The sequence below is a fragment of the Pseudomonas sp. R4-34-07 genome (genome assembly GCF_003852375.1).
Lineage (GTDB): Bacteria > Pseudomonadota > Gammaproteobacteria > Pseudomonadales > Pseudomonadaceae > Aquipseudomonas.
The window spans coordinates 3,138,409-3,162,389 of record NZ_CP027760.1; the positions used below are offsets into that span (position 1 = coordinate 3,138,409).

At 60.5% G+C, this 23,981-nt stretch carries 30 protein-coding genes; 17 read left to right on the top strand and 13 right to left on the bottom strand.

Annotated elements, in window-relative coordinates:
- Positions 1-141: 141 nt before the first annotated feature.
- Entirely contained in the window at positions 142-663 is a 522-nt protein-coding gene (gene gloA / locus C4J85_RS14295) for a lactoylglutathione lyase (RefSeq protein ID WP_124362964.1), read from the top strand.
- 49 nt (positions 664-712) lie between these two features.
- On the opposite strand, the gene ahpF is transcribed toward gloA, so the two are convergent.
- The 3 genes from ahpF to C4J85_RS14310 form a co-directional block, all read right to left on the bottom strand.
- Positions 713-2,278, bottom strand: a complete 1,566-nt coding sequence (ahpF, locus tag C4J85_RS14300; protein ID WP_124409987.1) for an alkyl hydroperoxide reductase subunit F — start codon at positions 2,276-2,278, stop codon at positions 713-715.
- A 124-nt stretch (positions 2,279-2,402) separates the two neighbouring features.
- Positions 2,403-2,966 (bottom strand): alkyl hydroperoxide reductase subunit C, encoded by a 564-nt coding sequence (gene ahpC / locus C4J85_RS14305; RefSeq protein ID WP_003191303.1) that lies wholly within the window; start codon positions 2,964-2,966, stop codon positions 2,403-2,405.
- A 133-nt stretch (positions 2,967-3,099) separates the two neighbouring features.
- On the bottom strand, positions 3,100-4,032 hold the full coding sequence (locus C4J85_RS14310) for a site-specific integrase (protein WP_124409988.1): 933 nt from the start codon (positions 4,030-4,032) through the stop codon (positions 3,100-3,102).
- Positions 4,033-4,203: 171 nt separating this feature from the next.
- Between C4J85_RS14310 and C4J85_RS14315 the strand changes: the two genes are divergently transcribed.
- Positions 4,204-5,211, top strand: a complete 1,008-nt coding sequence (locus C4J85_RS14315) for a DNA-binding protein (protein ID WP_124409989.1) — start codon at positions 4,204-4,206, stop codon at positions 5,209-5,211.
- Here the strand turns inward: C4J85_RS14315 and gorA are convergent, their stop codons facing one another.
- Positions 5,212-6,570, bottom strand: a complete 1,359-nt coding sequence (gene gorA, locus C4J85_RS14320; protein ID WP_124409990.1) for a glutathione-disulfide reductase — start codon at positions 6,568-6,570, stop codon at positions 5,212-5,214.
- 105 nt (positions 6,571-6,675) lie between these two features.
- Complete coding sequence (gene galU / locus C4J85_RS14325) at positions 6,676-7,515, bottom strand: UTP--glucose-1-phosphate uridylyltransferase GalU (RefSeq protein WP_043049885.1); 840 nt, start codon at positions 7,513-7,515, stop codon at positions 6,676-6,678.
- 299 nt (positions 7,516-7,814) lie between these two features.
- On the opposite strand from galU, the gene C4J85_RS14330 reads away from it, so the two are divergent.
- Entirely contained in the window at positions 7,815-8,000 is a 186-nt protein-coding gene (locus C4J85_RS14330; protein WP_003173828.1) for a hypothetical protein, read from the top strand.
- A 143-nt stretch (positions 8,001-8,143) separates the two neighbouring features.
- Positions 8,144-8,425 carry a hypothetical protein gene (locus C4J85_RS14335; RefSeq protein WP_124362970.1) on the top strand — a complete coding sequence of 94 codons (282 nt, stop codon included), beginning with the start codon at positions 8,144-8,146 and terminating at the stop codon, positions 8,423-8,425.
- 9 nt (positions 8,426-8,434) lie between these two features.
- Here C4J85_RS14335 and C4J85_RS14340 read toward each other — a convergent pair whose 3' ends face one another.
- The 4 genes from C4J85_RS14340 to C4J85_RS14355 form a co-directional block, all read right to left on the bottom strand.
- Entirely contained in the window at positions 8,435-8,665 is a 231-nt protein-coding gene (locus C4J85_RS14340; RefSeq protein ID WP_124367139.1) for a hypothetical protein, read from the bottom strand.
- A 75-nt stretch (positions 8,666-8,740) separates the two neighbouring features.
- Entirely contained in the window at positions 8,741-9,652 is a 912-nt protein-coding gene (locus C4J85_RS14345) for a c-type cytochrome (protein WP_124409991.1), read from the bottom strand.
- Positions 9,649-10,296 (bottom strand): c-type cytochrome, encoded by a 648-nt coding sequence (locus tag C4J85_RS14350; RefSeq protein ID WP_124367141.1) that lies wholly within the window; start codon positions 10,294-10,296, stop codon positions 9,649-9,651. Before C4J85_RS14350 ends, C4J85_RS14345 begins: the two co-directional genes overlap by 4 nt.
- 188 nt (positions 10,297-10,484) lie before the next feature.
- On the bottom strand, positions 10,485-10,835 hold the full coding sequence (locus C4J85_RS14355) for a hypothetical protein (protein WP_034119649.1): 351 nt from the start codon (positions 10,833-10,835) through the stop codon (positions 10,485-10,487).
- Between the two features lie 213 nt (positions 10,836-11,048).
- Between C4J85_RS14355 and C4J85_RS14360 the strand changes: the two genes are divergently transcribed.
- From C4J85_RS14360 to C4J85_RS14400, 10 genes are all read left to right on the top strand, one after another.
- The gene (locus C4J85_RS14360) at positions 11,049-11,351 is read left to right on the top strand and encodes a DUF1883 domain-containing protein (RefSeq protein WP_124362975.1); all 303 of its coding nucleotides are present in this window, start codon (positions 11,049-11,051) and stop codon (positions 11,349-11,351) included.
- A gap of 25 nt (positions 11,352-11,376) precedes the next feature.
- Complete coding sequence (locus tag C4J85_RS27500; RefSeq protein ID WP_164484542.1) at positions 11,377-11,544, top strand: hypothetical protein; 168 nt, start codon at positions 11,377-11,379, stop codon at positions 11,542-11,544.
- 3 nt (positions 11,545-11,547) lie between these two features.
- A complete protein-coding gene (gene alkB / locus C4J85_RS14365) occupies positions 11,548-12,213 on the top strand; it encodes a DNA oxidative demethylase AlkB (protein WP_124407273.1) in 666 nt (221 codons plus the stop codon).
- Positions 12,214-12,346: 133 nt separating this feature from the next.
- Positions 12,347-13,405 carry a nitronate monooxygenase family protein gene (locus C4J85_RS14370; protein ID WP_124409992.1) on the top strand — a complete coding sequence of 353 codons (1,059 nt, stop codon included), beginning with the start codon at positions 12,347-12,349 and terminating at the stop codon, positions 13,403-13,405.
- Between the two features lie 104 nt (positions 13,406-13,509).
- Positions 13,510-14,262, top strand: a complete 753-nt coding sequence (gene modA, locus C4J85_RS14375; RefSeq protein WP_124409993.1) for a molybdate ABC transporter substrate-binding protein — start codon at positions 13,510-13,512, stop codon at positions 14,260-14,262.
- Entirely contained in the window at positions 14,263-14,943 is a 681-nt protein-coding gene (modB, locus tag C4J85_RS14380; protein ID WP_124409994.1) for a molybdate ABC transporter permease subunit, read from the top strand.
- Between the two features lie 5 nt (positions 14,944-14,948).
- Positions 14,949-16,028, top strand: a complete 1,080-nt coding sequence (gene modC / locus C4J85_RS14385) for a molybdenum ABC transporter ATP-binding protein (protein WP_124409995.1) — start codon at positions 14,949-14,951, stop codon at positions 16,026-16,028.
- Positions 16,029-16,103: 75 nt separating this feature from the next.
- Positions 16,104-17,153: a DNA topoisomerase IB gene (locus C4J85_RS14390; RefSeq protein ID WP_124409996.1), complete on the top strand. Its 1,050-nt coding sequence runs from the start codon at positions 16,104-16,106 to the stop codon at positions 17,151-17,153.
- A gap of 125 nt (positions 17,154-17,278) precedes the next feature.
- Positions 17,279-18,913, top strand: a complete 1,635-nt coding sequence (locus C4J85_RS14395) for an ABC-F family ATP-binding cassette domain-containing protein (RefSeq protein WP_124409997.1) — start codon at positions 17,279-17,281, stop codon at positions 18,911-18,913.
- Between the two features lie 64 nt (positions 18,914-18,977).
- Positions 18,978-19,682: a YoaK family protein gene (locus tag C4J85_RS14400; RefSeq protein WP_124409998.1), complete on the top strand. Its 705-nt coding sequence runs from the start codon at positions 18,978-18,980 to the stop codon at positions 19,680-19,682.
- A 121-nt stretch (positions 19,683-19,803) separates the two neighbouring features.
- Here C4J85_RS14400 and C4J85_RS14405 read toward each other — a convergent pair whose 3' ends face one another.
- The 4 genes from C4J85_RS14405 to C4J85_RS14420 all read right to left on the bottom strand — a co-directional run bounded on the left by C4J85_RS14405 (position 19,804) and on the right by C4J85_RS14420 (position 21,620).
- Positions 19,804-20,157 (bottom strand): hypothetical protein, encoded by a 354-nt coding sequence (locus C4J85_RS14405; protein ID WP_124362984.1) that lies wholly within the window; start codon positions 20,155-20,157, stop codon positions 19,804-19,806.
- A gap of 172 nt (positions 20,158-20,329) precedes the next feature.
- Positions 20,330-20,641: an AzlD domain-containing protein gene (locus C4J85_RS14410; RefSeq protein WP_124362985.1), complete on the bottom strand. Its 312-nt coding sequence runs from the start codon at positions 20,639-20,641 to the stop codon at positions 20,330-20,332.
- Entirely contained in the window at positions 20,638-21,333 is a 696-nt protein-coding gene (locus C4J85_RS14415; protein ID WP_124409999.1) for an AzlC family ABC transporter permease, read from the bottom strand. The genes C4J85_RS14410 and C4J85_RS14415 overlap by 4 nt, the downstream gene beginning before the upstream one ends.
- A gap of 71 nt (positions 21,334-21,404) precedes the next feature.
- Complete coding sequence (locus C4J85_RS14420; RefSeq protein ID WP_046068240.1) at positions 21,405-21,620, bottom strand: hypothetical protein; 216 nt, start codon at positions 21,618-21,620, stop codon at positions 21,405-21,407.
- A gap of 171 nt (positions 21,621-21,791) precedes the next feature.
- On the opposite strand from C4J85_RS14420, the gene C4J85_RS14425 reads away from it, so the two are divergent.
- From C4J85_RS14425 to C4J85_RS14435, 3 genes are all read left to right on the top strand, one after another.
- A complete protein-coding gene (locus C4J85_RS14425; RefSeq protein ID WP_124368969.1) occupies positions 21,792-21,992 on the top strand; it encodes a hypothetical protein in 201 nt (66 codons plus the stop codon).
- Positions 21,993-22,011: 19 nt separating this feature from the next.
- Positions 22,012-23,295, top strand: coding sequence for an arsenic transporter (locus tag C4J85_RS14430; protein WP_124367151.1), 1,284 nt, complete (start codon positions 22,012-22,014; stop codon positions 23,293-23,295).
- A 67-nt stretch (positions 23,296-23,362) separates the two neighbouring features.
- Positions 23,363-23,974 carry a LysE family transporter gene (locus C4J85_RS14435; protein WP_124410000.1) on the top strand — a complete coding sequence of 204 codons (612 nt, stop codon included), beginning with the start codon at positions 23,363-23,365 and terminating at the stop codon, positions 23,972-23,974.
- Positions 23,975-23,981: the final 7 nt, after the last annotated feature.

Below are 23,981 nucleotides of genomic sequence, written 5' to 3' on the forward strand. Positions count from 1 at the left end.
GGCCCGAGCCCCGCCCCTCGCAAGGGCCGCGTGAGCTTTTTCATTTGGCGCGATCGGCAGGCCTTGCGTATCATGGCTCGGCTGCACGGATGCTTGCCGCAAGCCAAGGGACCGCTTTGCCCCATTTTTTCTGGAGGGCCCATGAGCCTGCACGAACTGAACACCTTTCCCGGCGTCACTGCCCAACCGGATACCGCCACCACGAACTTCGTGTTCAACCACACAATGTTGCGGGTCAAGGACATCACCAAGTCGCTGGATTTCTACACCCGCGTCCTGGGGTTTTCCCTGGTTGAAAAACGCGATTTCCCGGAGGCCGAATTCAGCCTGTATTTCCTGGCCCTGGTGGACAAGGCACAGATCCCGGCTGACGCTGCCGAGCGCACCCAGTGGATGAAGTCGATCCCAGGCATTCTGGAACTGACCCACAACCACGGCACCGAAAACGACGCCGACTTCGCCTACCATAACGGCAACACCGACCCGCGTGGCTTTGGCCATATTTGCATCTCGGTGCCGGATATCGTCGCGGCCTGCGAACGCTTCGAAGCCCTGGGCTGCGATTTCCAGAAGCGCCTGAGCGATGGCCGCATGAAAAGCCTGGCCTTCATCAAGGACCCGGACGCCTACTGGGTTGAGATCATTCAGCCAGCACCGCTGTAAAACAAAAACCCCATGATCGCTCATGGGGTTTTTTATTTGCGCGCTGTTTTTACGCCGGCGCGGACGTGCGGATCAGATGGTCGAACGCGCTAAGGGAAGCCTTGGCGCCCTCACCTACCGCGATGACGATCTGCTTATACGGCACGGTCGTCACATCACCGGCGGCGAATACACCCGGCAATGAGGTCTCGCCACGCGCATCGACGATGATCTCGCCGCGTGGCGTCAGTTCCACGGTGCCTTTGAGCCAGTCGGTGTTAGGCAGCAGACCGATCTGCACGAAAATGCCTTCCAGGTCGATGGTCTTGAACTCGCCACTGTCGCGGTCCTTGTAGGCAAGACCGGTGACTTTCTGGCCATCGCCCTTGACTTCACTGGTCAATGCGCTGGTGATCACATCTACGTTCGGCAGGCTGTGCAGCTTGCGTTGCAATACCGCATCGGCGCGCAGCTTGTTGTCGAACTCGAGCAGCGTGACGTGGCTGACAATGCCGGCCAGGTCGATGGCCGCTTCGACGCCGGAGTTACCGCCACCGATCACCGCCACGCGCTTGCCCTTGAACAGCGGGCCATCGCAGTGCGGGCAGAAGCACACGCCCTTGGCCTTGTATTCCTGCTCGCCCGGCACACCCATTTCACGCCAGCGCGCACCGGTGGCCAGGATCACGGTCTTGGACTTGAGCGTCGCGCCGCTTTCGAAGCGAATTTCGTGCAACTCACCGGCATTCTTCGCGGGTACCAGGCTGCTGGCACGCTGCAGGTTCATGATGTCGATGTCGTACTGACGCACGTGGGCTTCCAGGGCACTGGCCAGCTTCGGGCCTTCGGTTTCCTGGACCGAGATAAAGTTCTCGATGGACATGGTGTCCAGCACCTGGCCACCAAAACGCTCGGCGGCCACGCCGGTACGGATGCCTTTGCGCGCAGCGTAGATCGCGGCCGACGAGCCCGCCGGGCCACCGCCGACGACCAGTACATCAAAAGCATCCTTGGCACTGATTTTCTCGGCCGCTTTTTCAATACCGCTGGTGTCGAGCTTGGCGAGGATTTCTTCCAGGCCCATGCGGCCCTGGCCGAAGTTCACACCGTTGAGGTAGACACTGGGCACTGCCATGATCTGACGCTCATCGACTTCGGCCTGGAACAGCGCGCCGTCGATGGCCACATGGCGGATGTTGGGGTTGAGCACGGCCATCAGGTTCAGCGCCTGCACCACGTCCGGGCAGTTCTGGCACGACAGCGAGAAGTACGTCTCGAAGCTGAACTCACCTTTCAACGCGCGGATCTGTTCGATCACTTCGACACTGGCCTTCGACGGGTGGCCGCCGACTTGCAGCAGGGCCAACACCAGCGAAGTAAATTCATGGCCCATGGGGATGCCGGCGAAACGCAGGCTGATATCGGCACCCGGGCGATTGATGGAAAACGACGGCTTGCGCGCATCGTTGCCATCGGTGTTCAGGGTAATCAGCGTAGTGAGGCTGGCTACGTCTTGCAAAAGAGCGAGCATTTCCTGGGATTTCGCACCGTCGTCGAGGGAGGCGACGATCTCGATCGGCTGGGTGACCCGCTCCAGGTAAGATTTCAACTGAGCTTTAAGATTGGCGTCCAACATACGGGCGATTTCCTTTAATTCTGGGTATAAAAAAACGCCCGAACGAATCTCGCCCGGGCGTTTTTTGAGGGCGGTTGCAGCTTACTGGGTAGGTGCGGATACCCGCCCTTGGGACTTCACAGACTTAGATCTTGCCGACCAGGTCCAGGGACGGAGCCAGGGTGGCCTCGCCTTCTTTCCACTTGGCTGGGCACACTTCGCCTGGGTGGGCAGCGACATACTGAGCGGCCTTGATCTTGCGCAGCAGCTCGGAAGCGTCACGGCCAACACCGCCGTCGTTCAGTTCAACGATCTTGATCTGGCCTTCCGGGTTGATCACGAAGGTACCGCGGTCTGCCAGGCCAGCTTCTTCGATCAGCACGTCGAAGTTGCGGGAGATGGTCAGGGTTGGGTCGCCGATCATGGTGTACTGGATCTTGCCGATGGCTGGCGAGGTGTTGTGCCAGGCAGCGTGGGCAAAGTGGGTGTCGGTGGACACGCTGTAGATTTCGACGCCCAGTTTCTGGAATTCGGCGTAGTTGTCAGCCAGGTCTTCCAGTTCAGTCGGGCAAACGAAGGTGAAGTCGGCTGGGTAGAAGAACACTACGGACCACTTGCCTTTCAGGTCAGCGTCGGTCACATCGACGAAGCTGCCGTTTTTGAAAGCGGTGGCTTTAAACGGTTTTACTTGGCTGTTGATGATAGGCATCGTTGACTCTCCGTCAGGGGTTAAGAAGTTGATGAGGTGAATCCTACCCACTCCGGCCGACGATGGCTCATTGGCAAACCTGATGCTGACGATTGGTTTTTCCTATCAGGCGGCTGTATTAATAGAAGAAATCTCACAGCAGCGGTTGAGTCGCCAGGGTCATGCCGAGAAAGGGCGTCGCTTCAACATAGCGCATGGCCGATTTCATGTCGCTCCAGCCGACGTAGCTCATCAATGACTTCAAGTCCCAGCCGCTGCGGTGGGCCCAGGTAGCGAAGCCACGTCGCAGGGAGTGGCTCGTGTACTGCTCGGCGGGGATGCCTGCGCGCTCCAGGGCTTGACGCAATAAGGGGATCACGCTGTTGGGGTGCAGCCCCTCCTCCCCCAGATTGCCCCAGCGATCGATCCCGCGAAACACCGGGCCACGTACCAATGCCGAGGCACTGAGCCATTCGCTATAGGCCTGTACCGGGCACAAGCGCAACAGCGCGGGGGTGTGGTAGGTCTTGCCGAGGTTATCGCGGTCACTTTTGCTGCGCGGCAAGTACAGGCTGATGCCGGCCCCAGGCACTGCCTGGACATGCTCGATGTTCAAGCGACACAACTCATCGCTGCGAAAGCCGCGCCAGAACCCCAACAGGATCAGCGCCGTGTCGCGCTTGGCACGCAGTAACCCGGGCTGATCCTGGTTTTCAGCGGATTGCCTGGCCTCATTTTCAAGCGATGCAACCACCTGCTCCAGATGCGTGAGCTGCAATGGCTGCGCTTGCCGCTCCTGCGCCGGGTGCACGGCGCGGATGCCCTTGAGCACCTTGCGCACCACTGGCGCTTTGGTCGGGTCGGCAAACCCCTGGCTGGTATGCCATTGCGCCAAAGCCGAGAGCCGCAACTTCAAGGTGTTCACGGCCAGCACGCCCGCATGCGCCACCAGATAGCGCGCCACGCTGTCGCTGGTGGCCGGCAGGAACCCACCCCAACTGACTTCGAAATGCTCGATGGCCGCGCGGTAGCTACGGCGGGTGTTATCGCGGGTAGCGGCATTGAGGTAACGGTCGAGATCACTCATGGCAGGGCCCATTCGTACTGCGAACGCCTGGATCGACGCTGGAAACGCTAATGACACGGGATAATACGCCAATATCCCATCTGTTAAATAATGAATTTAAAGAGTTTTTCAGTCGTGATAAAGTATGTATATACATATCATGTACCACAGTACGAAATCGACGGAGACCCCATGGCACGCGGTGGCATAAACAAAGCAGTAGTTCAAACGGCACGCCTGGCAATCCTCGCCCGCGGTGAACACCCCAGCATCGACGCCGTACGCATCGAGATGGGCAATACCGGCTCGAAAACCACGATCCATCGCTATTTGAAGGAGCTGGACGAAAGCGAAACCCGGCAAACCATCACCGAAGCGCCTATCGACGACGAGCTGGGTGAATTGGTGGCGCGGCTCGCACAGCGTCTGAAAGAGAAAGCCCAGGAGCCCATCGACCTCGCCTTGGCGCAGTTCGAGCAGCAGAAAAGCGCCCTCCTCACTCAGCTTGAAGCGCTGCAGGAGGCCCATCACCAGTTGCAACAGCAGTTTGATATCCAGGCCGCCGCCCTCGCCGAGGAAAGCGCCGCCCTGCACACCGCCAGCACCAGCCTGCAAACCGAGCAAACGCGTAATGCCGGGCTAAGCCAGGCGTGCAGCGATTACGAACTGAGGATCAACGACAAGGACGAGCAGATTCGCTCCCTGGAAGACAAGCACCTCCACGCCCGCGATGCGCTTGAGCACTACCGCAATGCCGTCAAGGAGCAGCGTGAGCAGGAGCAGCGTCGCCATGAAGGCCAGTTGCAGCAGATACAGGCCGAACTGCGCCAGGTCCAGCAGAGTGCCCTGGTACGTCAGGATGAAATCACCCAGTTGCATCGAGACAACGAGCGCTTGTTGATCGAGCATCGGGTGACTGCCAAGGAGCTGAGCGCACTGCAGGAGCAGGTGCGCAAAGACCAGGCGTTGCGGCTCGAATTGAACGAGAGGATTAGCCAGGTCGACAGCGAGCGCACGCTGCTTCAAGAGCGCCTGCGGGTTGCGCTGCTGGAAAGTCAGTCACGAAAGGACGCGCTGACTGAACATCAACAGGCCAACAAGGCGCTGGAACTGGACCTGATCAAGGCCCAGGCCAGCATTGAAGCGTTGCGCCTGGCCGCCGTCGTTGCAACGACGCCAGAGGCAACGCCCGAGCCCTGATCAGCCTGCCACGGGCGTGCGCATGGTGACGAACTCTTCCGCCGCCGTCGGATGCACGCCAATGGTCTCGTCGAAATGCTGCTTGGTCGCGCCGGCCTTGAGCGCGATCGCCAGGCCCTGGACGATTTCGCCGGCGTCGGGCCCGACCATGTGGCAGCCCAGCACTTTGTCGGTGTCGGCGTCGACCACCAGCTTCATCAGGGTCTTTTCCTGACAGTCCGTCAGGGTCAGCTTCATGGGCCGGAAACGGCTTTCGAAGATCTGCACCTTGTGGCCGTTCTTCTTCGCCTCCTCTTCCGTGAGGCCCACCGTACCGATATTCGGCAGGCTGAACACGGCCGTCGGGATCATTGCGTAATCCACCGCGCGGTATTGCTCGGGCTTGAACAGGCGACGCGCCACCGCCATGCCTTCGGCCAGGGCGACCGGGGTCAACTGCACGCGGCCGATCACATCACCGATGGCCAGGATCGACGGCTCGGCGGTCTGATACAGCTCGTCCACGCTGACAAAGCCACGCTCATCGAGTGTGACACCGGTGTTCTCCAGGCCCAGGTTGTCCAGCATCGGCCGGCGGCCGGTGGCGTAGAACACGCAATCGGCTTCCAGCACGCGACCGTCTTTCAATGTGGCCTTGAGACTGCCATCGGCTTGCTTGTCGATGCGCTCGATATCGGCATTGAATTGCAGGTCTAGACCGCGCTTGGTCAGCTCTTCCTGCAAATGCTTGCGCACCGCGCCATCGAACCCGCGCAGGAACAGGTCGCCGCGGTACAACAACGAGGTCCGTGCGCCCAGACCATGGAAAATGCCTGCGAACTCAACGGCGATATAACCACCACCCACCACCAATACGCGCTTTGGCAGCTCTTTAAGAAAGAACGCCTCGTTGGAGCCAATGGCATGCTCGCGCCCTGGTATCTCGGGGATCTGCGGCCAGCCGCCCGTGGCGATCAGGATATGCTTGGCGGTGAAGCGCTCGCCGTTGATTTCCACCTGATGGGGATCAACCAGGCGCGCATGCCCTTCGTGCAGGGTTACACCGCTGTTGACCAGCAAATTGCGGTAGATGCCGTTGAGACGGTTGATCTCGCGATCTTTGTTGGCGATCAGGGTCGCCCAGTCAAAGTTCGCTTCACCCAACGACCAGCCAAAACCGCTGGCCTGTTCGAAGTCTTCGGCAAAGTGCGCGCCGTACACCAACAGCTTCTTCGGCACGCAGCCCACATTCACACAGGTACCGCCCAGGTAGCGACTTTCCGCCACGGCCACCTTGGCGCCAAAGCCGGCGGCAAAGCGCGCCGCGCGAACACCGCCGGAACCGGCGCCAATTACATACAGGTCAAAATCGTAGGCCATTTCATTCTCCTCGGCAGGCCATCAGCATACCGACTTACATGGGGCTGAAAAACGAAAAAGCCACCCGGAGGTGGCTTTCTCTTGAAACCGGTTGGCTGACGTGAATCAGTAAGCCTTGCCAGTCTTGTAGAAGTGCTCGAAGCAGAAGTTGGTCGCTTCGATGTAGCCTTCAGCACCACCGCAGTCGAAACGCTGGCCTTTGAATTTGTAGGCGATGACGCAACCGTCTTTGGCTTGCTTCATCAGGGCGTCGGTGATTTGAATCTCGCCGCCTTTGCCCGGCTCGGTTTCTTCAATCAACTTGAAGATGTCCGGCGTCAGGATGTAGCGACCGATAATGGCCAGGTTCGATGGGGCATCTTCAGGGGCTGGCTTCTCGACCATGTCACGTACGCGGATCAGGCCATCACCAATGTCGTCACCGGCGATGACGCCGTACTTGTTGGTTTGCGATGGGTCCACTTCCATTACCGCGACGATGGTGCAGCGGTATTTCTGGTAGAGCTTGACCATCTGGGTCAGCACGCCGTCGCCTTCCAGGTTCACGCACAGGTCATCGGCCAGTACCACGGCGAACGGTTCATCACCGATCAGCGGGCGACCGGTGAGAATGGCGTGGCCGAGGCCTTTCATCTGGGTCTGACGGGTGTAGGAGAACGAGCATTCGTCGAGCAGCTTGCGGATACCGACCAGGTATTTTTCTTTGTCGGTGCCCTTGATCTGGTTTTCCAGCTCATAGCTGATGTCGAAGTGGTCTTCCAGCGCGCGCTTGCCACGGCCGGTCACGATGGAGATTTCATTCAAGCCGGCATCCAGTGCCTCTTCGACGCCGTACTGAATCAGTGGCTTGTTCACCACCGGCAGCATCTCTTTGGGCATGGCTTTGGTCGCTGGCAGGAAGCGAGTGCCGTAACCGGCTGCTGGGAACAAGCATTTCTTGATCATATGAGTCCTTACAGAGGGCTGTGCGTACGGAATTCGGCGCAGTCTAATCAGGCCGCAGTCACCTTACAATGGGTCCTGCTGGCGCCGCGATGTCATCATAGAGAAAATATGTCGGCGTAAGTTCCGCTGATCTTTCAACAGGCAGACGGACCGGCGCCTGGGTGTTGATGTTTCCAGAGGCTGCACCCTTTGTAGCACGCTTTTCGGCACCGGGCACCGGGCTTGAATTACTTGGGCAAACCCCGCGTATTTGCGGCTATCATTGCACCCTTGAATCAGCTTACGAGATTGCTAATTAGATGTCAGAACCAAAAGGCGTAAACGGCTACCTGATCACCCAACGTGCGGACGGCTGGCACCTGATCAACTTCCATGGCGACAGCGTCGCAGGCGTTTTCGAGACCGAAAGCATGGCGATTGCGGTTGCCGAAGTGTTCGTCGATGAAGCAGGTCATGCGTCGAGCAAGCGGCCAAAAGGCAAATAAGCCGCGCTGCCTTGCATCAAAAGCCCTGCCAAGCGGGGCTTTTTTGTGTTTGGCTGTACCTAGATGGCAGTTCGCTATAATCTTCCGCCAACGCCCCACAATAGTGTCAGCGCTCCCCTCAACACCTTCGAAGACGATTCTCTATGAACAAAATCCTGGCACTCACTGCGGTATTGGCGCTGGCCGGCTGCACCACCACGTCGGACACTTATCTGAAAAATGGTGAACAAGGCTTGACCATCGACTGCTCGGGCGAAGCCAACTCATGGGCCAGTTGCTATGAGAAAGCTGACGCCTCGTGCGCAGGCACCGGCTACCGTATCGTCGGCACGGACGGCACCCCGTCACTCAAGGAAAGCGAACAGACCCTGGGCAAGGACGTGGGCAATTTCAAAAGTCGCAGCGTAGTGGTGGTGTGCAAGTAAGCCGTAGCGCTACAGGTGAACCTCGGCGAACTTGATCCCCAGGCTGCGCAAGATGTCGATCAAGTCATCCAGGCGCGGAAATGACTCGACCTCATCCTGATCGTCCACCAGGAAGTAACTGCGGCCGTCATTCTTCTTGAAAAAGACGATCCACTCGCCCAGGTCGGCGGGGTTCTGGATGACGTGGGTCGCCGTGATCTGACCTTCAGCATGGCGGGCTTTGACGTGTTCTCGCTTCATAATGGGCGTTCCAGGCAGGGCATGCCGCTCAGACCCAGGGTTTGAGCGGCATTTTTGTAGGCGGTGACCGACAGTTTACCGGATGCCTTGCCCGATCAACACGCCGTCTACCGTCTGGCCATAGAGATTGACGCCATCATTGGCGTGAAACTTGATGCGAGTCTTCTCTATCGATCCCTCGACCAGCCTCGGATCCTGGGGGCGCTCGTGGCTGTTGATGTACGCCGCGACATCCCATGCCTGCTGATCGCTCAAGCTGCCGATCTTGCCCAGCGGCATGTTGTGCTTGATGAAGGACGCTGCCGTGTTGATCCGGTGCATGCCGGCGCCCCAATTGTAGGAATCCTTACCCCATAACGGCGGCATGACATAACCCTCGCCCACCTTCTGCCCCTGCCCTTCAGCGCCATGGCACACCGCGCATTGCCCGTTGTACACCTGCGCGCCCTGGGCCAGGTCGTAGCCTTTAGCCGGTTGCGCCACCTCGGGATAGCCGCGCCCGGGTAATTCAACCCCCAAGGGCGCTTTGCTGGAGAGCCAGTAGGCATACACCGACAGCGCTGTGATTTCGGGACTGTCCGCCGCCGGCGGAGTACCGCCGTTCATGCTGAACTGGAAGCAGCCCTGCAAGCGTTCGGCAAAGGTATTGACCTTGTCATTCTTCTTGCGATAAGCCGGGTACATCGGGTACGCACCCCACAATGGCGCCGAGTTGGCCATGCGGCCTTGATCCAGATGGCAGTTGCTGCAGTTGAGCCCGTTTCCTACAAACTGTGGTGCCAGGCGCTTGGTGTCGACGAACAAACCATACCCCTGCCTGACCAGCTTGCCGTAGGCATTGTCCGGCAGTTCGCTTTCCTGAGGGGGTTGAAAGGCAGGGGCATTGGGGTGCGCAGCGGCCTGCAATTGGGATTGGTCTTCCATGGCGATCGGCGTGGCATGGGCGGGCACTGCCATCAACATCCCCATCAACATGAGCGCCTTCATGGCTTGGCCTCCAGCGGTAATGAGGCGAAGTACTGGGCCACGCCCTGCACCTCATCCGGGGTCAGGGATTTAGCGATGTGCCCCATCAAATCATTGGGATCGTCGCGCCGTGTACCGTTCTGCCAGGCGCTCAATTGCGCGGCCAGGTACGCCGCCGGCTGGCCAGCCAACGGCGGGAATGCGTCTCCCACACCGACACCGGAAGGGCCGTGACAACTGACGCACGCGGGAATCTGCCGCTCCCATGCCCCTTGCAGGGCCAGTTTCTGTATCGGGTTGGCAGGCATTTCGCTGCGGGGCATCCTGGCGGTCAAAGGGGCTGGCATCGCGGCCACAGCCTCGCTTAGCGCGGCGATTTCGGCGTCAGTGAGCGCCTTTGCCAACGGCTGCATCACCGGATTACTTCGCGCCCCACTGGCAAAGTCCGACAATTGCCTGCGCACGTATTGTGCGGGCAATCCCGCCAACCTGGGGAAACCTGCCGCCGCAAGCCCCAGCCCATCGGCGCCATGACACGCCACACAGGGCATCGCGCCGGGCTGCGAACCGCCCTCGGTATAAATTGTGTTGCCGTCGAGCGCGTAGGCATTACCCAACAGCAGCCATAACGCGCTTCCCACCAGTGCTCGTTCCAGAGACATCATCACAGCTCCATCTTTATAGTTATAAGCTTAGGCATAAACTGCATAACCATACAGATGGTATGGGAATTGATCCGGCGTCACAACACCCTGAAACAGCCAAAAAAAAGCCCCACCCTGTAGGAGCGAAGGTGCTCGTGCCTACAGGGTGGGGCTTTTATCGGGTTCAGTGCGTGGGGATACGCCTTGGCTTAACCGGAAATGCAATCTTCCCCGGCTTTCTTCACATCGCCCGGCCGAATCGGCACGTTGGACATGCTTTCGTAGAGTTTGATGCTGCTGCCGCTGGAGCGGTCTTCGATTTCGAAGATCGCCGATGGATCGGCCGAGAACTTCTGCGGCACGATCACTTGAAAACCATCTTTATGGGGTTCGATCTGCGGTGGACGACGTGTCGCCTCCAATTTGCGCACTACACACGCAGCATATTCCTGCGGCTTTTTCCCGGAAATCACCACCAACGTAGGTGGGGTCTGCTTGATATCTGCAACCGAAGCACAGCCACCTATCGCCAAGGCCAGCACCAACACACTCCACTTCATACTAAAAACCTCCGATAAAGACCCTACGACAGCGGGCGCAGGAGATTTCTCCCGCCGATGTAGGATTTATCTCTGAAAACTCGGTAAATAACTGTTTTAAATTGTCGAAGTCGTCGACGACGACCCGATAATAAACGCGCTGGGGCTGATAAACTCTATCTTATCCTACGTATCGTTCTGATTTTTCAGAAAAAGCCCTTCTGGAGACACCCCATGAAATTTATCCATCAGCGTGAGCACCTCAACGAGGGAGACATTGTCGTCATCGAATGCTCGCAGACCTGTAATATTCGTCTCATGAGCGACGCGAATTTTCGCAGCTTCAAGAACGGCGGCCGCCATACCTACCACGGTGGGGCATTCGACACATTCCCGGCGAAAATCACCGCACCCAGCACTGGTTTCTGGAACATTACCCTTGATGTGGTGACGCGCCGCGCCATCAGCGTTACCCGCAAGCCAGCGCTGTCCCACAAGATTCGCATCGTTCGTCGCACCGGCACCAAGCTGAGCTGACCCGAACACCGCAAGGAAAAAAGCTGTGACCACCACGACCAAATACGTCATCAAGTACAAGCTCAACGGCGAACGTCGCTTCGAATTTGCCCAATTGACCAGCAATAGCGTTGAGGAAGCCAAACAAGCCCTGGCGAAAATCCACGATGCAAGCGACGAAATTACTGACATAAACGTGAGCAAGGCGCTGTAAGCCATGCCGGGCCCTACTGCTGACCTGTTCGCCGATGACGCCTTGCAACAACCCGCAAGGCGCGAACAGATTGGCGAAGCGTCTTACGTTCTGGGGGGCTACGCCCTGCCCTGGATTGAGCGTTTACTGCCTGAGCTGCGGCGTGTCCTGGCCCAATCGCCGTTTCGGCAAATGGTCACGCCCGGCGGCTTTACCATGTCGGCCGCGCTGAGCAGTTGCGGCGAGCTGGGCTGGACCACCGACACGTCCGGCTATCGCTACAGCCCGCTCGATCCGCGTAGCCAGCAACCTTGGCCGGCGATGCCCGACGCATTGCGCGAACTGGCGATATCGGCGGCAAACGCGGCGGGCTTCGCCGATTTCTCACCGGATGCCTGCCTGATCAACCGATATGTGCCCGGCGCAAAAATGTCCCTGCACCAGGACAAGAACGAGCGGCGCTACGATGCACCGGTGGTCTCGGTGTCCCTCGGTCTGCCAGCGATTTTTCTGTTCGGTGGTCACCAGCGCAGCGACAAGGCGCAAAAGATTTCGCTGTTCCACGGTGATGTGGTGGTCTGGGGCGGCGTGGATCGCCTGCGCTACCACGGGGTGATGCCGGTCCGAGAAGGCGTGCACCCGATCATGGGGTCGCAACGCATCAACCTGACCTTTCGCACCGCCGGCTGATTTGACCGCAAGCTTCGCCCGTTAACCCGCTGCACAACGCACCGCCCCCGTCCAGTGAATAAAACAGACTGGCCGGGCGTCAGGGGGCCTGCTAAAACAGCGCAACGCCTTACTGAAGCTGGAGACGCACCCCATGAGCACCTGGCCAGACACGCGCATTATCGATCTGCTGGGCATCGAGCTGCCCATCATCCAGGCCCCGATGGCGGGAGCAACCACTACCGCCATGGTGATCGCCGCCTGTCAGGCCGGTGCGCTGGGGTCCATGCCTGCGGCGGCACTGAGCATCGAGCAACTGCGCGAAGCATTGACCGTCATTCGCCAGGCCGGCACCCGCCCTCTCAATGTCAACTTTTTCTGCCATCAGGCGCCTGAGGCGGACGAAGCGCGCGACCAACGCTGGAAAGCATTGCTGGAACCCTACTACCGCGAACTGGGCGCCGATTTTGATGCGCCGACTCCGGTATCCAATCGTGCGCCCTTCAACGAAGCGGCATGTGAAGTGATTGAAACCTTCCGCCCTGAAGTCGTCAGTTTTCATTTTGGTCTGCCGGAAAAATCCTTGCTGGCCCGGGTAAAAGCCACCGGCGCCAAGGTGTTGTCATCGGCTACAACGGTGGAGGAAGCGGTCTGGCTGGAAGAAAACGGTTGTGACGCCGTGATTGCAATGGGCATTGAAGCCGGTGGGCACCGTGGGATGTTTCTCAGCGACGACCTCAACAGCCAGATCGGCTTGATGGCGCTGCTGCCGCAAATCGTCGACGCCGTCAGCGTGCCGGTGATCGCGGCCGGTGGTATCGCCGACTCGCGCGGGATAGTCGCGGCCTTTGCCTTGGGCGCCTCGGCGGTGCAGGTCGGCACGGCGTATCTGTTCACCCCGGAAGCCAGCGTCAACGCTGCCCATCACCATGCATTGCGACACGCCCAGGCCAGCGAAACAGCCCTCACCAATCTGTTCACCGGGCGTCCGGCGCGGGGCATTGTCAATCGGGTGATGCGTGAGCTGGGCGCGATCAACCCCGCTGCGCCGGCGTTTCCACGGGCCGGTGGCGCGTTGATGCCGCTCAAGGCCAAGGACGAAGCCGGCTTCAGCAACCTGTGGGCAGGCCAGGCCTTGCGTCTGGGTAATGAGCGCTCCACCTATGACCTGACCCGCCATCTGGCAGAGCACACCTTGGCCAAACTGCAATAGCAACCTTGGCGCCTTGAGCAACGCGGCACTGTACCGGCAGCAGGCAACCGCTATATATTCCCCTACATAGCGTTAATCGCCCGTATCCCTCAAGGAGTTGCTTCATGATGTTCCGCGCCTCACGCCTGGCCCCCCTGCTTGCCGCCTTTGCCTTGGGCTCGGCCCATGCCGATGAGGTCCAAGTCGCCGTGGCCGCGAACTTTACCGCGCCGATCCAGGCCATTGCCGCCGACTTCGAAAAAGACACCGGTCACACGCTGATCGCGGCCTACGGGGCGACCGGGCAGTTCTATACCCAGATCAAGAACGGCGCGCCGTTCGAAGTGTTCCTCAGTGCCGACGACGCTACTCCGCAAAAACTCGAGGCCGAAGGCGATACCGTCAAGGGTTCGCGCTTTACCTACGCGGTCGGCACCTTGGCCCTGTGGTCGGCCAAAGAAGGCTACGTGGATGCCAATGGCGACGTGCTCAAACAGAATGCATTCAAGCACCTGTCCATTGCCAACCCTAAAGCCGCGCCCTACGGCCTGGCAGCCACCCAGGTGCTGGCCAGGGAAGGCTTGACCGACAAGGTCAAGGACAAGCTCGTCGAAGGCCAGAACATCACCCAGGCCTATCAATTCGTCTCCACGGGTAACGCCGAGTTGGGCTTTGTGGCGTTGTCGCAGATCTATAAGGACGGCAAGGTGTCCAGCGGCTCGGCGTGGATCGTGCCGTCGTCCTTGCATGACCCGATCAAACAAGACGCCGTAATTCTCAATAAAGGCAAGGACAGTGCTGCCGCCAAGGCACTGGTTGACTACCTGAAAGGGCCGAAGGCGGCTGCGGTGATCAAGTCCTACGGCTACGAGCTGTAAATGCCGCTGACGAGCGCCGATTTTTCCGCGATCTGGTTGACGGTCAAACTGGCGTCGCTGACCACTGTGATCCTGTTGGTGATCGGTACGCCGATTGCCCTGTGGCTGTCGCGCACCCGTTCCTGGTGGCGCGGCCCGGTGGGGGCCGTGGTGGCGTTGCCATTGGTGTTGCCGCCGACGGTCATCGGTTTTTACCTGCTGTTGTCCATGGGGCCCCATGGCTACTTCGGCCAGTTCACCCAATGGCTCGGCCTGGGCACCCTGACTTTCAGCTTCGCCGGGCTGGTGATAGGGTCGGTGATCTACTCCATGCCCTTCGTCGTGCAACCGCTGCAGAACGCCTTCTCAGCCATCGGCACGCGCCCGCTGGAAGTGGCCGCGACCTTGCGCGCCGGTCCTTGGGACACTTTTTTCACAGTGATCCTGCCGCTGGCACGCCCGGGCTTCATTACGGCGTCGATTCTTGGCTTCGCCCACACCGTCGGCGAGTTCGGCGTGGTGCTGATGATCGGCGGCAATATCCCGGACAAGACCCGGGTGGTTTCGGTGCAAATCTACGACCACGTCGAAGCCATGGAATATGCTCAGGCCCATTGGCTGGCCGGCGCGATGGTGGTGTTCGCATTCCTCGTGCTGCTGGCGCTCTACTCCAGCCGTAAAAGCAACATGGGCTGGAGTTGAGCGCGATGATTGAAGTACGTCTGCACTTGAAATACTCCGGCTTCGCACTGGACGTGGAGCTGCAGCTGCCCGGCCGTGGCGTGACCGCCCTCTACGGCCCATCGGGCTCTGGCAAAACCACCTGCCTGCGCTGTATCGCTGGCCTGGAGCGCGCCGAAGACGGATTTGTGCAGATCAACGATGAGGTCTGGCAAGACAGCCGTAGCGGGCAGTTCGTGGCGCCGCATAAACGCGCCTTGGGTTATGTCTTCCAAGAGGCGAGCCTGTTCCCTCATCTTTCGGTGCGGGCCAACCTGGCGTTCGGCCTCAAGCGCATCCCGCGTTTGCAGCGGCGTGTGGAGATGGCCCACGCCACTGAGTTGCTAGGCATCGCGCACCTGCTTGAGCGCAATCCGCAGCATCTGTCCGGCGGTGAGCGCCAGCGCGTCGGCATCGCCCGTGCGTTGCTCACCAGCCCCCGATTGCTGCTGATGGATGAGCCCCTGGCGGCCCTCGACAGCCAGCGCAAAAATGAAATCCTGCCCTATCTCGAACGCCTGCACGACGAGCTGGATATCCCGGTGCTGTACGTCAGCCATGCCCAGGACGAAGTGGCGCGGCTGGCCGACCACCTTGTCCTGCTCGGCGACGGCAAGGTCCTGGCCAGCGGGCCGATCGGCGAAACCCTGGCGCGGCTTGATCTGCCCCTGGCACGAGGCGACGATGCCGGTGTGGTGGTCACGGGCAGCGTGATTGCCTACGACGATCACTATCAGTTGCTCACCCTGCAATTGCCCGATTGCCCGTTGCAGATACGCGTGGCCCACACGCCGATGGCCGTGGGCAAACAGCTGCGGGTAAAAATTCAGGCGCGGGACGTCAGCCTCAGCCACCAAGCGCAGGCACACAGCAGCATCCTCAATCGCCTGCCGGTGACGGTCATCCAGGACGTCGCCGCGGATAACAGCGCCCATGTACTGGTACGCCTGGATGCCGGTGGCACGCCGTTGCTGGCGCGCATCACGCGGTTCTCGCGGGATCAGCTACAAGTGCAGCCGGGCCAGGCGCTGTGGGCGCAAATCAAGGCGGTGGCGGTGCTGGCCTAAACCATTTGGCACGACCGCAAGGCGACGCGGTCAATCAGACATACCGGCCTGATCCATTGCCAAGGAACCTGCACCATGCCCGACTCTTCGCCGCCCGTCGCTCTGCCTCGCGACCTGCATTACGTTGACGACACCCAACCCGGCATCCGCCGCAAAAAACTGCGTGGCAAGTTTCAGTATTTCGGCCCCGACGGCGAGCGCATCACCGATGCCGATGAGATCAAGCGCCTGAATGCCCTGGCGGTACCGCCCGCCTACACCGATGTGTGGATCTGCGCCGACCCGCAGGGGCACCTGCAAGCCACCGGCCGCGACGCCCGTGGCCGCAAGCAGTACCGTTACCACACGCGTTGGCGCGAAGTGCGCGACAGCGACAAGTACGCGCGGCTGCAGGCATTCGGCAACGCCCTGCCCAAGTTGCGCAAACAGTTGGAAGCCCAGATCGCCGAACCCGGTTTCACCCGCGAAAAGGTGCTGGCCACGGTGGTGATGCTGCTCGATGCCACGCTGATCCGTGTCGGCAATACTCAGTACGCCCGCGACAATAAATCCTACGGCCTGACCACCCTGCGCAACCGCCATGTGGACATCAAGGGCAGCGAGATAAAATTCCAGTTTCGCGGCAAAAGCGGCGTGGAGCATCAGATCAGCGTCAAGGACCGGCGCCTGGCCAGCGTGGTCAAGCGGTGCATGGAGTTGCCGGGGCAGAACCTGTTCCAGTACCTGGACGAGGACGGTCAGCGCCATACCGTCAGCTCCCAGGACGTCAATGCTTACCTGCATAGCTTGACCGGCGAAGATTTCACCGCCAAGGACTACCGCACCTGGGCCGGCACGGCCATGGCGCTGGCGGTGTTGCGCGAGTTGGCGTGGCAACCGGAGTCCGATGCCAAACGGCACGTGGTGACCATGGTCAAGGACGTCGCCCGGCAGTTGGGGAATACGCCGGCGGTGTGTCGCAAGTGCTATATCCACCCGGCGGTGCTGGAGCATTTCAGCCTGGGTGAGTTGTCGAAACTGCCCAAGCCACGGGTGCGCAAAGGGCTGAAAGCCGAAGAAGTCGCCCTGGCCATGTTCCTTGAGCAACTGGCCGCCGACTTGCCCGGGCAAGCCAAGGTGGGTTAGCCTCTGCCTCCCTTCTGAATCGCGGGACGATCGCCGACGTGAACAACTAAGCCTTCCAAAATGTATCTGCAACAAGCCCGCCTGGCGCGCTTGTTGGCCTGTTCGACATTTTCCTGGAGGTGCTGATGACTCACGTCAACCGGCTGCCCGTACTGGTTTCCCTGCAACACCTGTCTTTCCAGTTCGCCAATGGCGAAACCTTGCTGGAAGACCTCACCTTGTCCATCGACCACACGCCGACCGGCATTGTCGGCCGCAACGGGCGTGGTAAAAGTATCCTCGCGCAACTGATCGCCGGCATCCTGCAACCCTCCTCCGGTACGCTGAACGCACCGGCCCAGGTGGCTTACGTGCCCCAGACCGTGGTGGTGCGACCGGGTGCGACCGTCGCCGATATCACCGGCACCGCCCAGTGCCTGGCCGCCCTTGCACGCATGGCCCAGGGCACAGGCGTGGCCGGTGACCTGGAACGGATCGATGATCGCTGGGACCTCGCCGAACGCCTGCGCGTGGCCCTGGATACGGCAGGGATGCCCTCGCTCAGCGCGGCCTCCCAGGCCGACCGGCTCAGTGGTGGCCAATTGGCCAAGGTGGCGCTGATCGGCGCATTGTTGGCGGCGCAGCCGTTATTGATCCTCGATGAACCCAGCAACCACCTCGACAGCCTCGGGCGCGTTTGGCTGCTGCAGCAATTAGCGCAATGGCGCGGTGGCCTGGTGGTGGTCAGCCATGATCGCCAATTGCTCAACGCCATGGGCCGGATCATCGAACTGTCGCCCCTGGGTGCGCAGGTGTATGGCGGCAACTACGATGCCTATCTTCAGCAACGCGACACACAACGCCAGGCGGCTATCGCGGCGTGGGAACACGCCCGCGAACAGCGCAGCCGCGAACGCCGACGCTTGCAAAAAGACCATGACAACCTGCAGCGCAATGCGGCACGTGCACGCCAATATGCAGCGACCGCCAACGTCGACCGGTTTACCAAGGCGCGATGGAAAAGCGCGGCCACGCAAATCGTCAGCACCCTGGGCAGCGCCCATCATGCTCACAAACACACCCTCAATGCACAGGTGCGCCAAGCTTACGAGCGCGTGGTGGATGAGACGCCGACCTTGCTGGCCTTGCCGGGTGCGGCGGTGCCCAACTGCCGCCAGGTTCTGAGCCTGCAACAGGCACAGTTGCCTTGGCTGGATCCGCAGGCTCCTTCCACCTTTCTGACGCTTGACCTGACCGGCCCCATGCGGGTGGCCGTGCGCGGACCGAACGGTTGCGGCAAATCCACCCTGCTCAAGCTGCTTGCCGGGCAATGGCAAGCGCTCAGTGGAACGTGCACGGTGGCGCTGCCCTGCGCGTATATCGACCAGCACCTGACGCTACTGGATGACCGGCGCACTGTCGTCGAACAGCTCAACCTGCTCGATACGCCGCTGGTCGAAGCCGAACTGCGCACGCGCCTGGCCTTGCTGCAACTGGATGCCTCGCGGGTGACCCAGCCGGCAGGCCGACTCAGCGGTGGCGAGCGGTTGAAAGCGGCGATGGCGATCGCTTTGTGGCGCGGGGTGCCGGCGCAACTGTTGCTGTTGGATGAGCCGACCAACCACCTCGACCTGGAGACGGTGATTGCCTTTGAACAGGCCTTGAAAGGTTTTACCGGGGCATTGCTGGTGGTGTCCCACGATGAAGCCTTCCTGCAGGCGACCGAGCCCAGCCATTACTTGAGCTGGCATAGCACGGGCTGGCGCCTGGAGTCGGTGTGAGGTGATTGCGCGCACACACAAAGCGCCCTAGGGTAGTGGCCGAATAACTTCACTGGAAAGCCCTATGCTGCCTTCGCCCGCCAAGCCTTACGCCAATGCCGCGCTTGCCCATCGACAGCGCTGGCGCGGGCGTGTGGGCTTGATGCTGGTGGCCGGTCTGTCGGTACTGGCAGGCATGACCGATGCCATTGGTTTCATGGCCAGCGGCGATTTTGTCTCGTTCATGAGCGGCAACACCACGCGCCTGGCGGTTGCGATCAGTGCGGGTGACCTTGGCCTTACCGGGCGGTTGCTGTTGCTGGTTGCCACCTTCATCGTCGGCAATGCCTTGGGCGTGGTTGTCAGCCGCGTAAGCAAGCGTCGCGCGCTGCCGTTGTTGCTGAGCATCGGCGCGCTGCTCTGCGGCGCGGCGCTGCTGCCATGGGCCGAGACCCTGCCCGCCCTGTTAGCGGCGATTATCGCCATGGGCATGCTCAACGCGGCCGTCGAGCAAGTGAACGGGGTGCCGGTAGGGCTCACCTATGTCACGGGGGCGCTGTCGCGTTTCGGTCGCGGGCTGGGCCGCTGGTTGTTGGGCGAGCGCCGCAATGGCTGGCGCATGCAGCTGATACCTTGGGCGGGGATGTTTATCGGCGCCGTGATCGGCGCGCTGCTGGAGCAGCAGATCGGCCTGAGCGCCCTGTGGGTCAGCGGTGCGTTGGCGGGGCTATTGGGCCTGGCGACCCTGGCGATTCCGCGACGCTGGCAGTTGGGCTTCATGCCACGCTGAACAGTGGCCCCGAAAGGAGGTGCCCGCCCGACGTTTAAGCCTCGACATCCGTGTACCGGTAAAGAGCCATTACGTCGGGCGAGCGGGTGAATAATAGGCCAAATATGACCAAGGCAAGGTATTAAAGACAAGTGGCGAGTGCGGCCAAACGGCGTTTGGCGGGCATCGTGTCTTCTGCGGCGTAATACTTGACGGTAGAACCTGCGCCCGTGCTCAGCACATCCACAAAGTAGTCACCGCCGGTGGTGTACACCGTGAAACCCCCGGCCTCGGTGGCTTCCTTGAAACCGCCGGCGTCGACGCCAAACACGCTTTCGTCCTGCCAGCCGTACTGGATGCATTGGGCGACCACCAGGGTGGCCTTGTCCGAGGCCATGGTCTTGTAAGGGCTGCCCGCGCGCGCCTCTTTCATCTTCGAACCCGCGCAACCGGCCAGTGCTGCCAGTACCAATGCGCCTATCACCGCTTTATGCATGCTCGTGCTTCCCTGGAAAAACTGTGACTCTACCATTGCGCCGCCGCCAACTGACGCGCCCATGAATTTTGTTTCACTGTGCAGGCAAAACCGGCCGCTTATAGTGGCCAGGCTCATTTTCAAGAAGTCCTCCTTCTGCCCGCCCTCCCGCGGGCTTTTTTTCGCCTGCGGCTCACAACCACCAGCGCAACAGATAGAACAACACCATGCTCGACAACACGGTGATCAGCACGCTGCGCGTCCAAATCATCAGCGCCACGGCGCAGATCCCAGCCAGCAAATAGGGGTTGCTCGGGCTCAGGTTGAGCTGGTGGTCTTTGATGAAAATAATCGGCCCGCAAATCGCGGTGAGCATGCCCGGCACGGCGAACCCGAGGAACTCACGCGCCCCCCGGTTCAGCCGCACCGGCAGGCGCGGTTCGATAAACAGGTAGCGATTGAAAAACACCACCAACCCCATCGCCACAATCATCAGGTAGATCATTGCTGGCCGACTCCCAGGCGCTTGCAGACGAACCCGGCGCTCATCCCCAGCACCCCGGAGACCACCACCGCCGATTCCCAGTGCAGGTAACCCAGCCACACCGAGCACAACAGCGAGACGGCAACGCAGACCACCGTCGGCACGTCGCGCACTACCGGTGTGATCAGGGCGATAAAGGTTGCGGCAATCGAAAACTCCAGCCCCAACTGGTCCAAGCCGGGAATGCTTTTGCCCAGGACGATGCCGGCCAAAGTGAACAGGTTCCAGATGATATAGAACGTCAGGCCGACACCCAGGGCATGCCAGCGATTGAAGGTCTGGCGGTCATAGTGGTTGACCAGGGCAAAGAACTCGTCGGTCAACAGAAAGCCCAGGCTCATGCGCCAGCGGGTGTTGAGCGAAGACAGCGTCGGGCGCATGTGCATGCCGTAGAGCAAGTGCTGGGAGGTCAGCAGCAAGGTGGTCAGCACGATGGAGATCAGGCTCGCGCCGCTTTTGACCATGCCGATCGCCACCAACTGAGCGGCACCGGCGAACACGATGGCGGACAACCCTTGGGCTTGCAGCGGGGTGAACTGCGCATCGATTGCCATTGAGCCGGCGAGCAAGCCCCAGGGGGCACAGGCCAGGGATAACGGAATAACAGCGATTGCGCCACGCGTGAACGCGTCATGAGGGAGGGCAGTAGGCATGGGAGGGGCTCATCGACAAACAGTCGGCAAGCATGCCAGCGCGCCCAGGCACTTGTCTTGAACGATCTTGCTCAGGCGAGCTTTACCGACACCAGCTCCACCGAGTCGCGCGCTTCGCGCAGTTCGTAGGCATCCTGGTTCAACCGGTGAATGGTGTTGAGCAGGCGCTGGCGCAGCACCTCATCGCCGAGTTTTTCGACGGCACGCATCAGGTCGAACGCGGCGGTTTCGTTATTTTCCGCAACGGAATCCAGGGTCTTGCGCAGGTTACGAGTGGCTCGGGTCACGCGGTCTCTTCCTTCATCAGCAATGGGCGGCACTTTAGGACATTCGTGTTTCAGTTTAATTTCAATCACTTGTGGCTGATTAGGAGGCAGTTGATCCACGTCAAACGAAATCAGGATTTGGCTTACATTGAGGCTTATCCTCCTGTGCGAAGTCGCAGACAGGCAAACGCCATGGATAGGTCGGTCCCTACCCTGTTTAAATGCCTGGCCAACGCCACCCGAGCACAGCTGATGCGATTGATCCTGCGCAAACGCGAACTTTACGTGGACGAACTGATCCATGCCTTGGATGACAGCCCGCCAGGGTTGCAAAACGACGCGCGGCGTCTGGATGCAAGGGGCGACAGATCACAACAGGCCAGCACCTGCTGAGCCATCGGAGCGTTTATTCATGCTTGTCGCAATTGCTATTTTCATCATCACCATCGTGCTGGTCATCTGGCAGCCCAGGGGCCTGGGCGTCGGCTGGAGCGCCTCCCTGGGCGCGATCCTGGCCCTGGCCTGCGGGGTGATCAGCCTGGCGGATATTCCGGTGGTGTGGCACATCATCTGGAATGCCACCGGCACCTTTGTCGCGTTGATCATCATCAGCCTGTTGCTGGATGAAGCCGGGTTCTTTGCCTGGACCGCGCTGCATGTGGCGCGCTGGGGGCGTGGCCGGGGCCGGCGATTGTTTGCCTATATGGTGCTGCTGGGCGCACTGGTGTCGGCATTGTTCGCCAATGACGGCGCGGCGTTGATCCTCACCCCGATTGTGATGTCGATGCTGTTGGCCCTGCGTTTTTCGCCGGCGGCGACGCTGGCATTCGTCATGGGCGCGGGCTTTATCGCCGACACCGCAAGCCTGCCGCTGGTGGTGTCGAACCTGGTGAATATCGTCTCGGCGGACTATTTCAAGATCGGCTTCAATGAATACGCCGCCGTGATGGTGCCGGTGAACCTGGTCAGCGTCGCCGCGACCCTGGCGGTGCTGCTATGGTTTTTCCGTCGCGATATTCCGCAGTCTTACGACCCCGCCGACCTGGAACAACCCGCCAGTGCCATCCACGACCGTGCGACCTTTCGCGCCGGCTGGTGGGTGCTGGGTATTTTGCTGGTGGGCTGCTTCGCGCTGGAACCGCTGGGCATTCCCATCAGCGCGATTTCTGCGGTGTGCGCCGTGCTGTTGCTGGTGATTGCTGCCAAGGGCCACAGGATCTCTACACGCAAGGTGCTGAAAGACGCACCGTGGCAGATCGTGGTCTTTTCCCTGGGGATGTACCTGGTGGTCTATGGCTTGCGTAACGCCGGCCTGACCGACTACCTGGCCACCTGGCTCGACACCTTCGCCAGCTACGGCGTGTGGGGCGCGGCCATGGGCACCGGCGTGCTCACCGCACTGTTGTCCTCGGCAATGAACAACCTGCCAACGGTGTTGATCGGCGCGCTGTCCATCGAGTCGAGCCATGCCGTGGGCGTGGTCAAGGACGCGATGATCTACGCCAACGTGATCGGCAGCGACCTGGGCCCGAAAATCACTCCTATCGGCAGCCTGGCGACCTTGCTGTGGCTGCATATCCTGGCACGCAAGGGCATCACCATCACCTGGGGTTACTACTTCAAGGTCGGGATTGTGCTGACCGTGCCGGTGCTTTTGATCACCCTTGCCGCCCTGGCCTTGCGCCTGAGTTTGTAAAGGGACGCGGTGTTCATTCATCTCGACACTGACGTATGCTCTCGCACTTTCTCGAAAGGACGCGGGCATGCTGACGATCTTTTTCTATGCGCTGGTTTTCGGTTTTGTGTTTTGTCTGTCTCCCGGCGCGGTGCTCGCTGAAACCCTGCGCCGTGGCTTGCTCTACGGTTTCACACCGGCCCTGTTGGTGCAGATCGGCTCGTTGGTGGGCGATGCGGTCTGGGCGGTGATCGGGCTGACTGGCATCGCGCTGCTGATCCAGCATGACGCGGTGCGCGTGCCGCTGACGGTGGTCTGCGCGCTCTACCTGGCCTGGCTGGGCATTCGCAGCCTGATGGATGCGTGGCAGTTACCGCACGTCGGGGGTGCACCCGCCAGCTCCGGGAAAAACGCCCTGGCAGTGGGCGCAGCGATCTCCCTGGCCAATCCGAAGAACATCGTTTACTGGGGCGCCCTGGGCAGCGCGTTGTCGGGCATCGTCGGCACCACCCCGAGCCATGGGCAAACCCTGATGTTTTTTGCCGGCTTCATGCTGGCGTCGGTGCTGTCATGCTTTCTGACTGCCGCGCTGGTCAACGTGCTGCGCAAGAATGCTTCGCCAACTTGGCAACGCATCAGTTATGGCGCCTGTGGCCTGGTATTGATTTATCTGGCCATTCTCGCGGCGCAGGGTATTTAACAGGCCG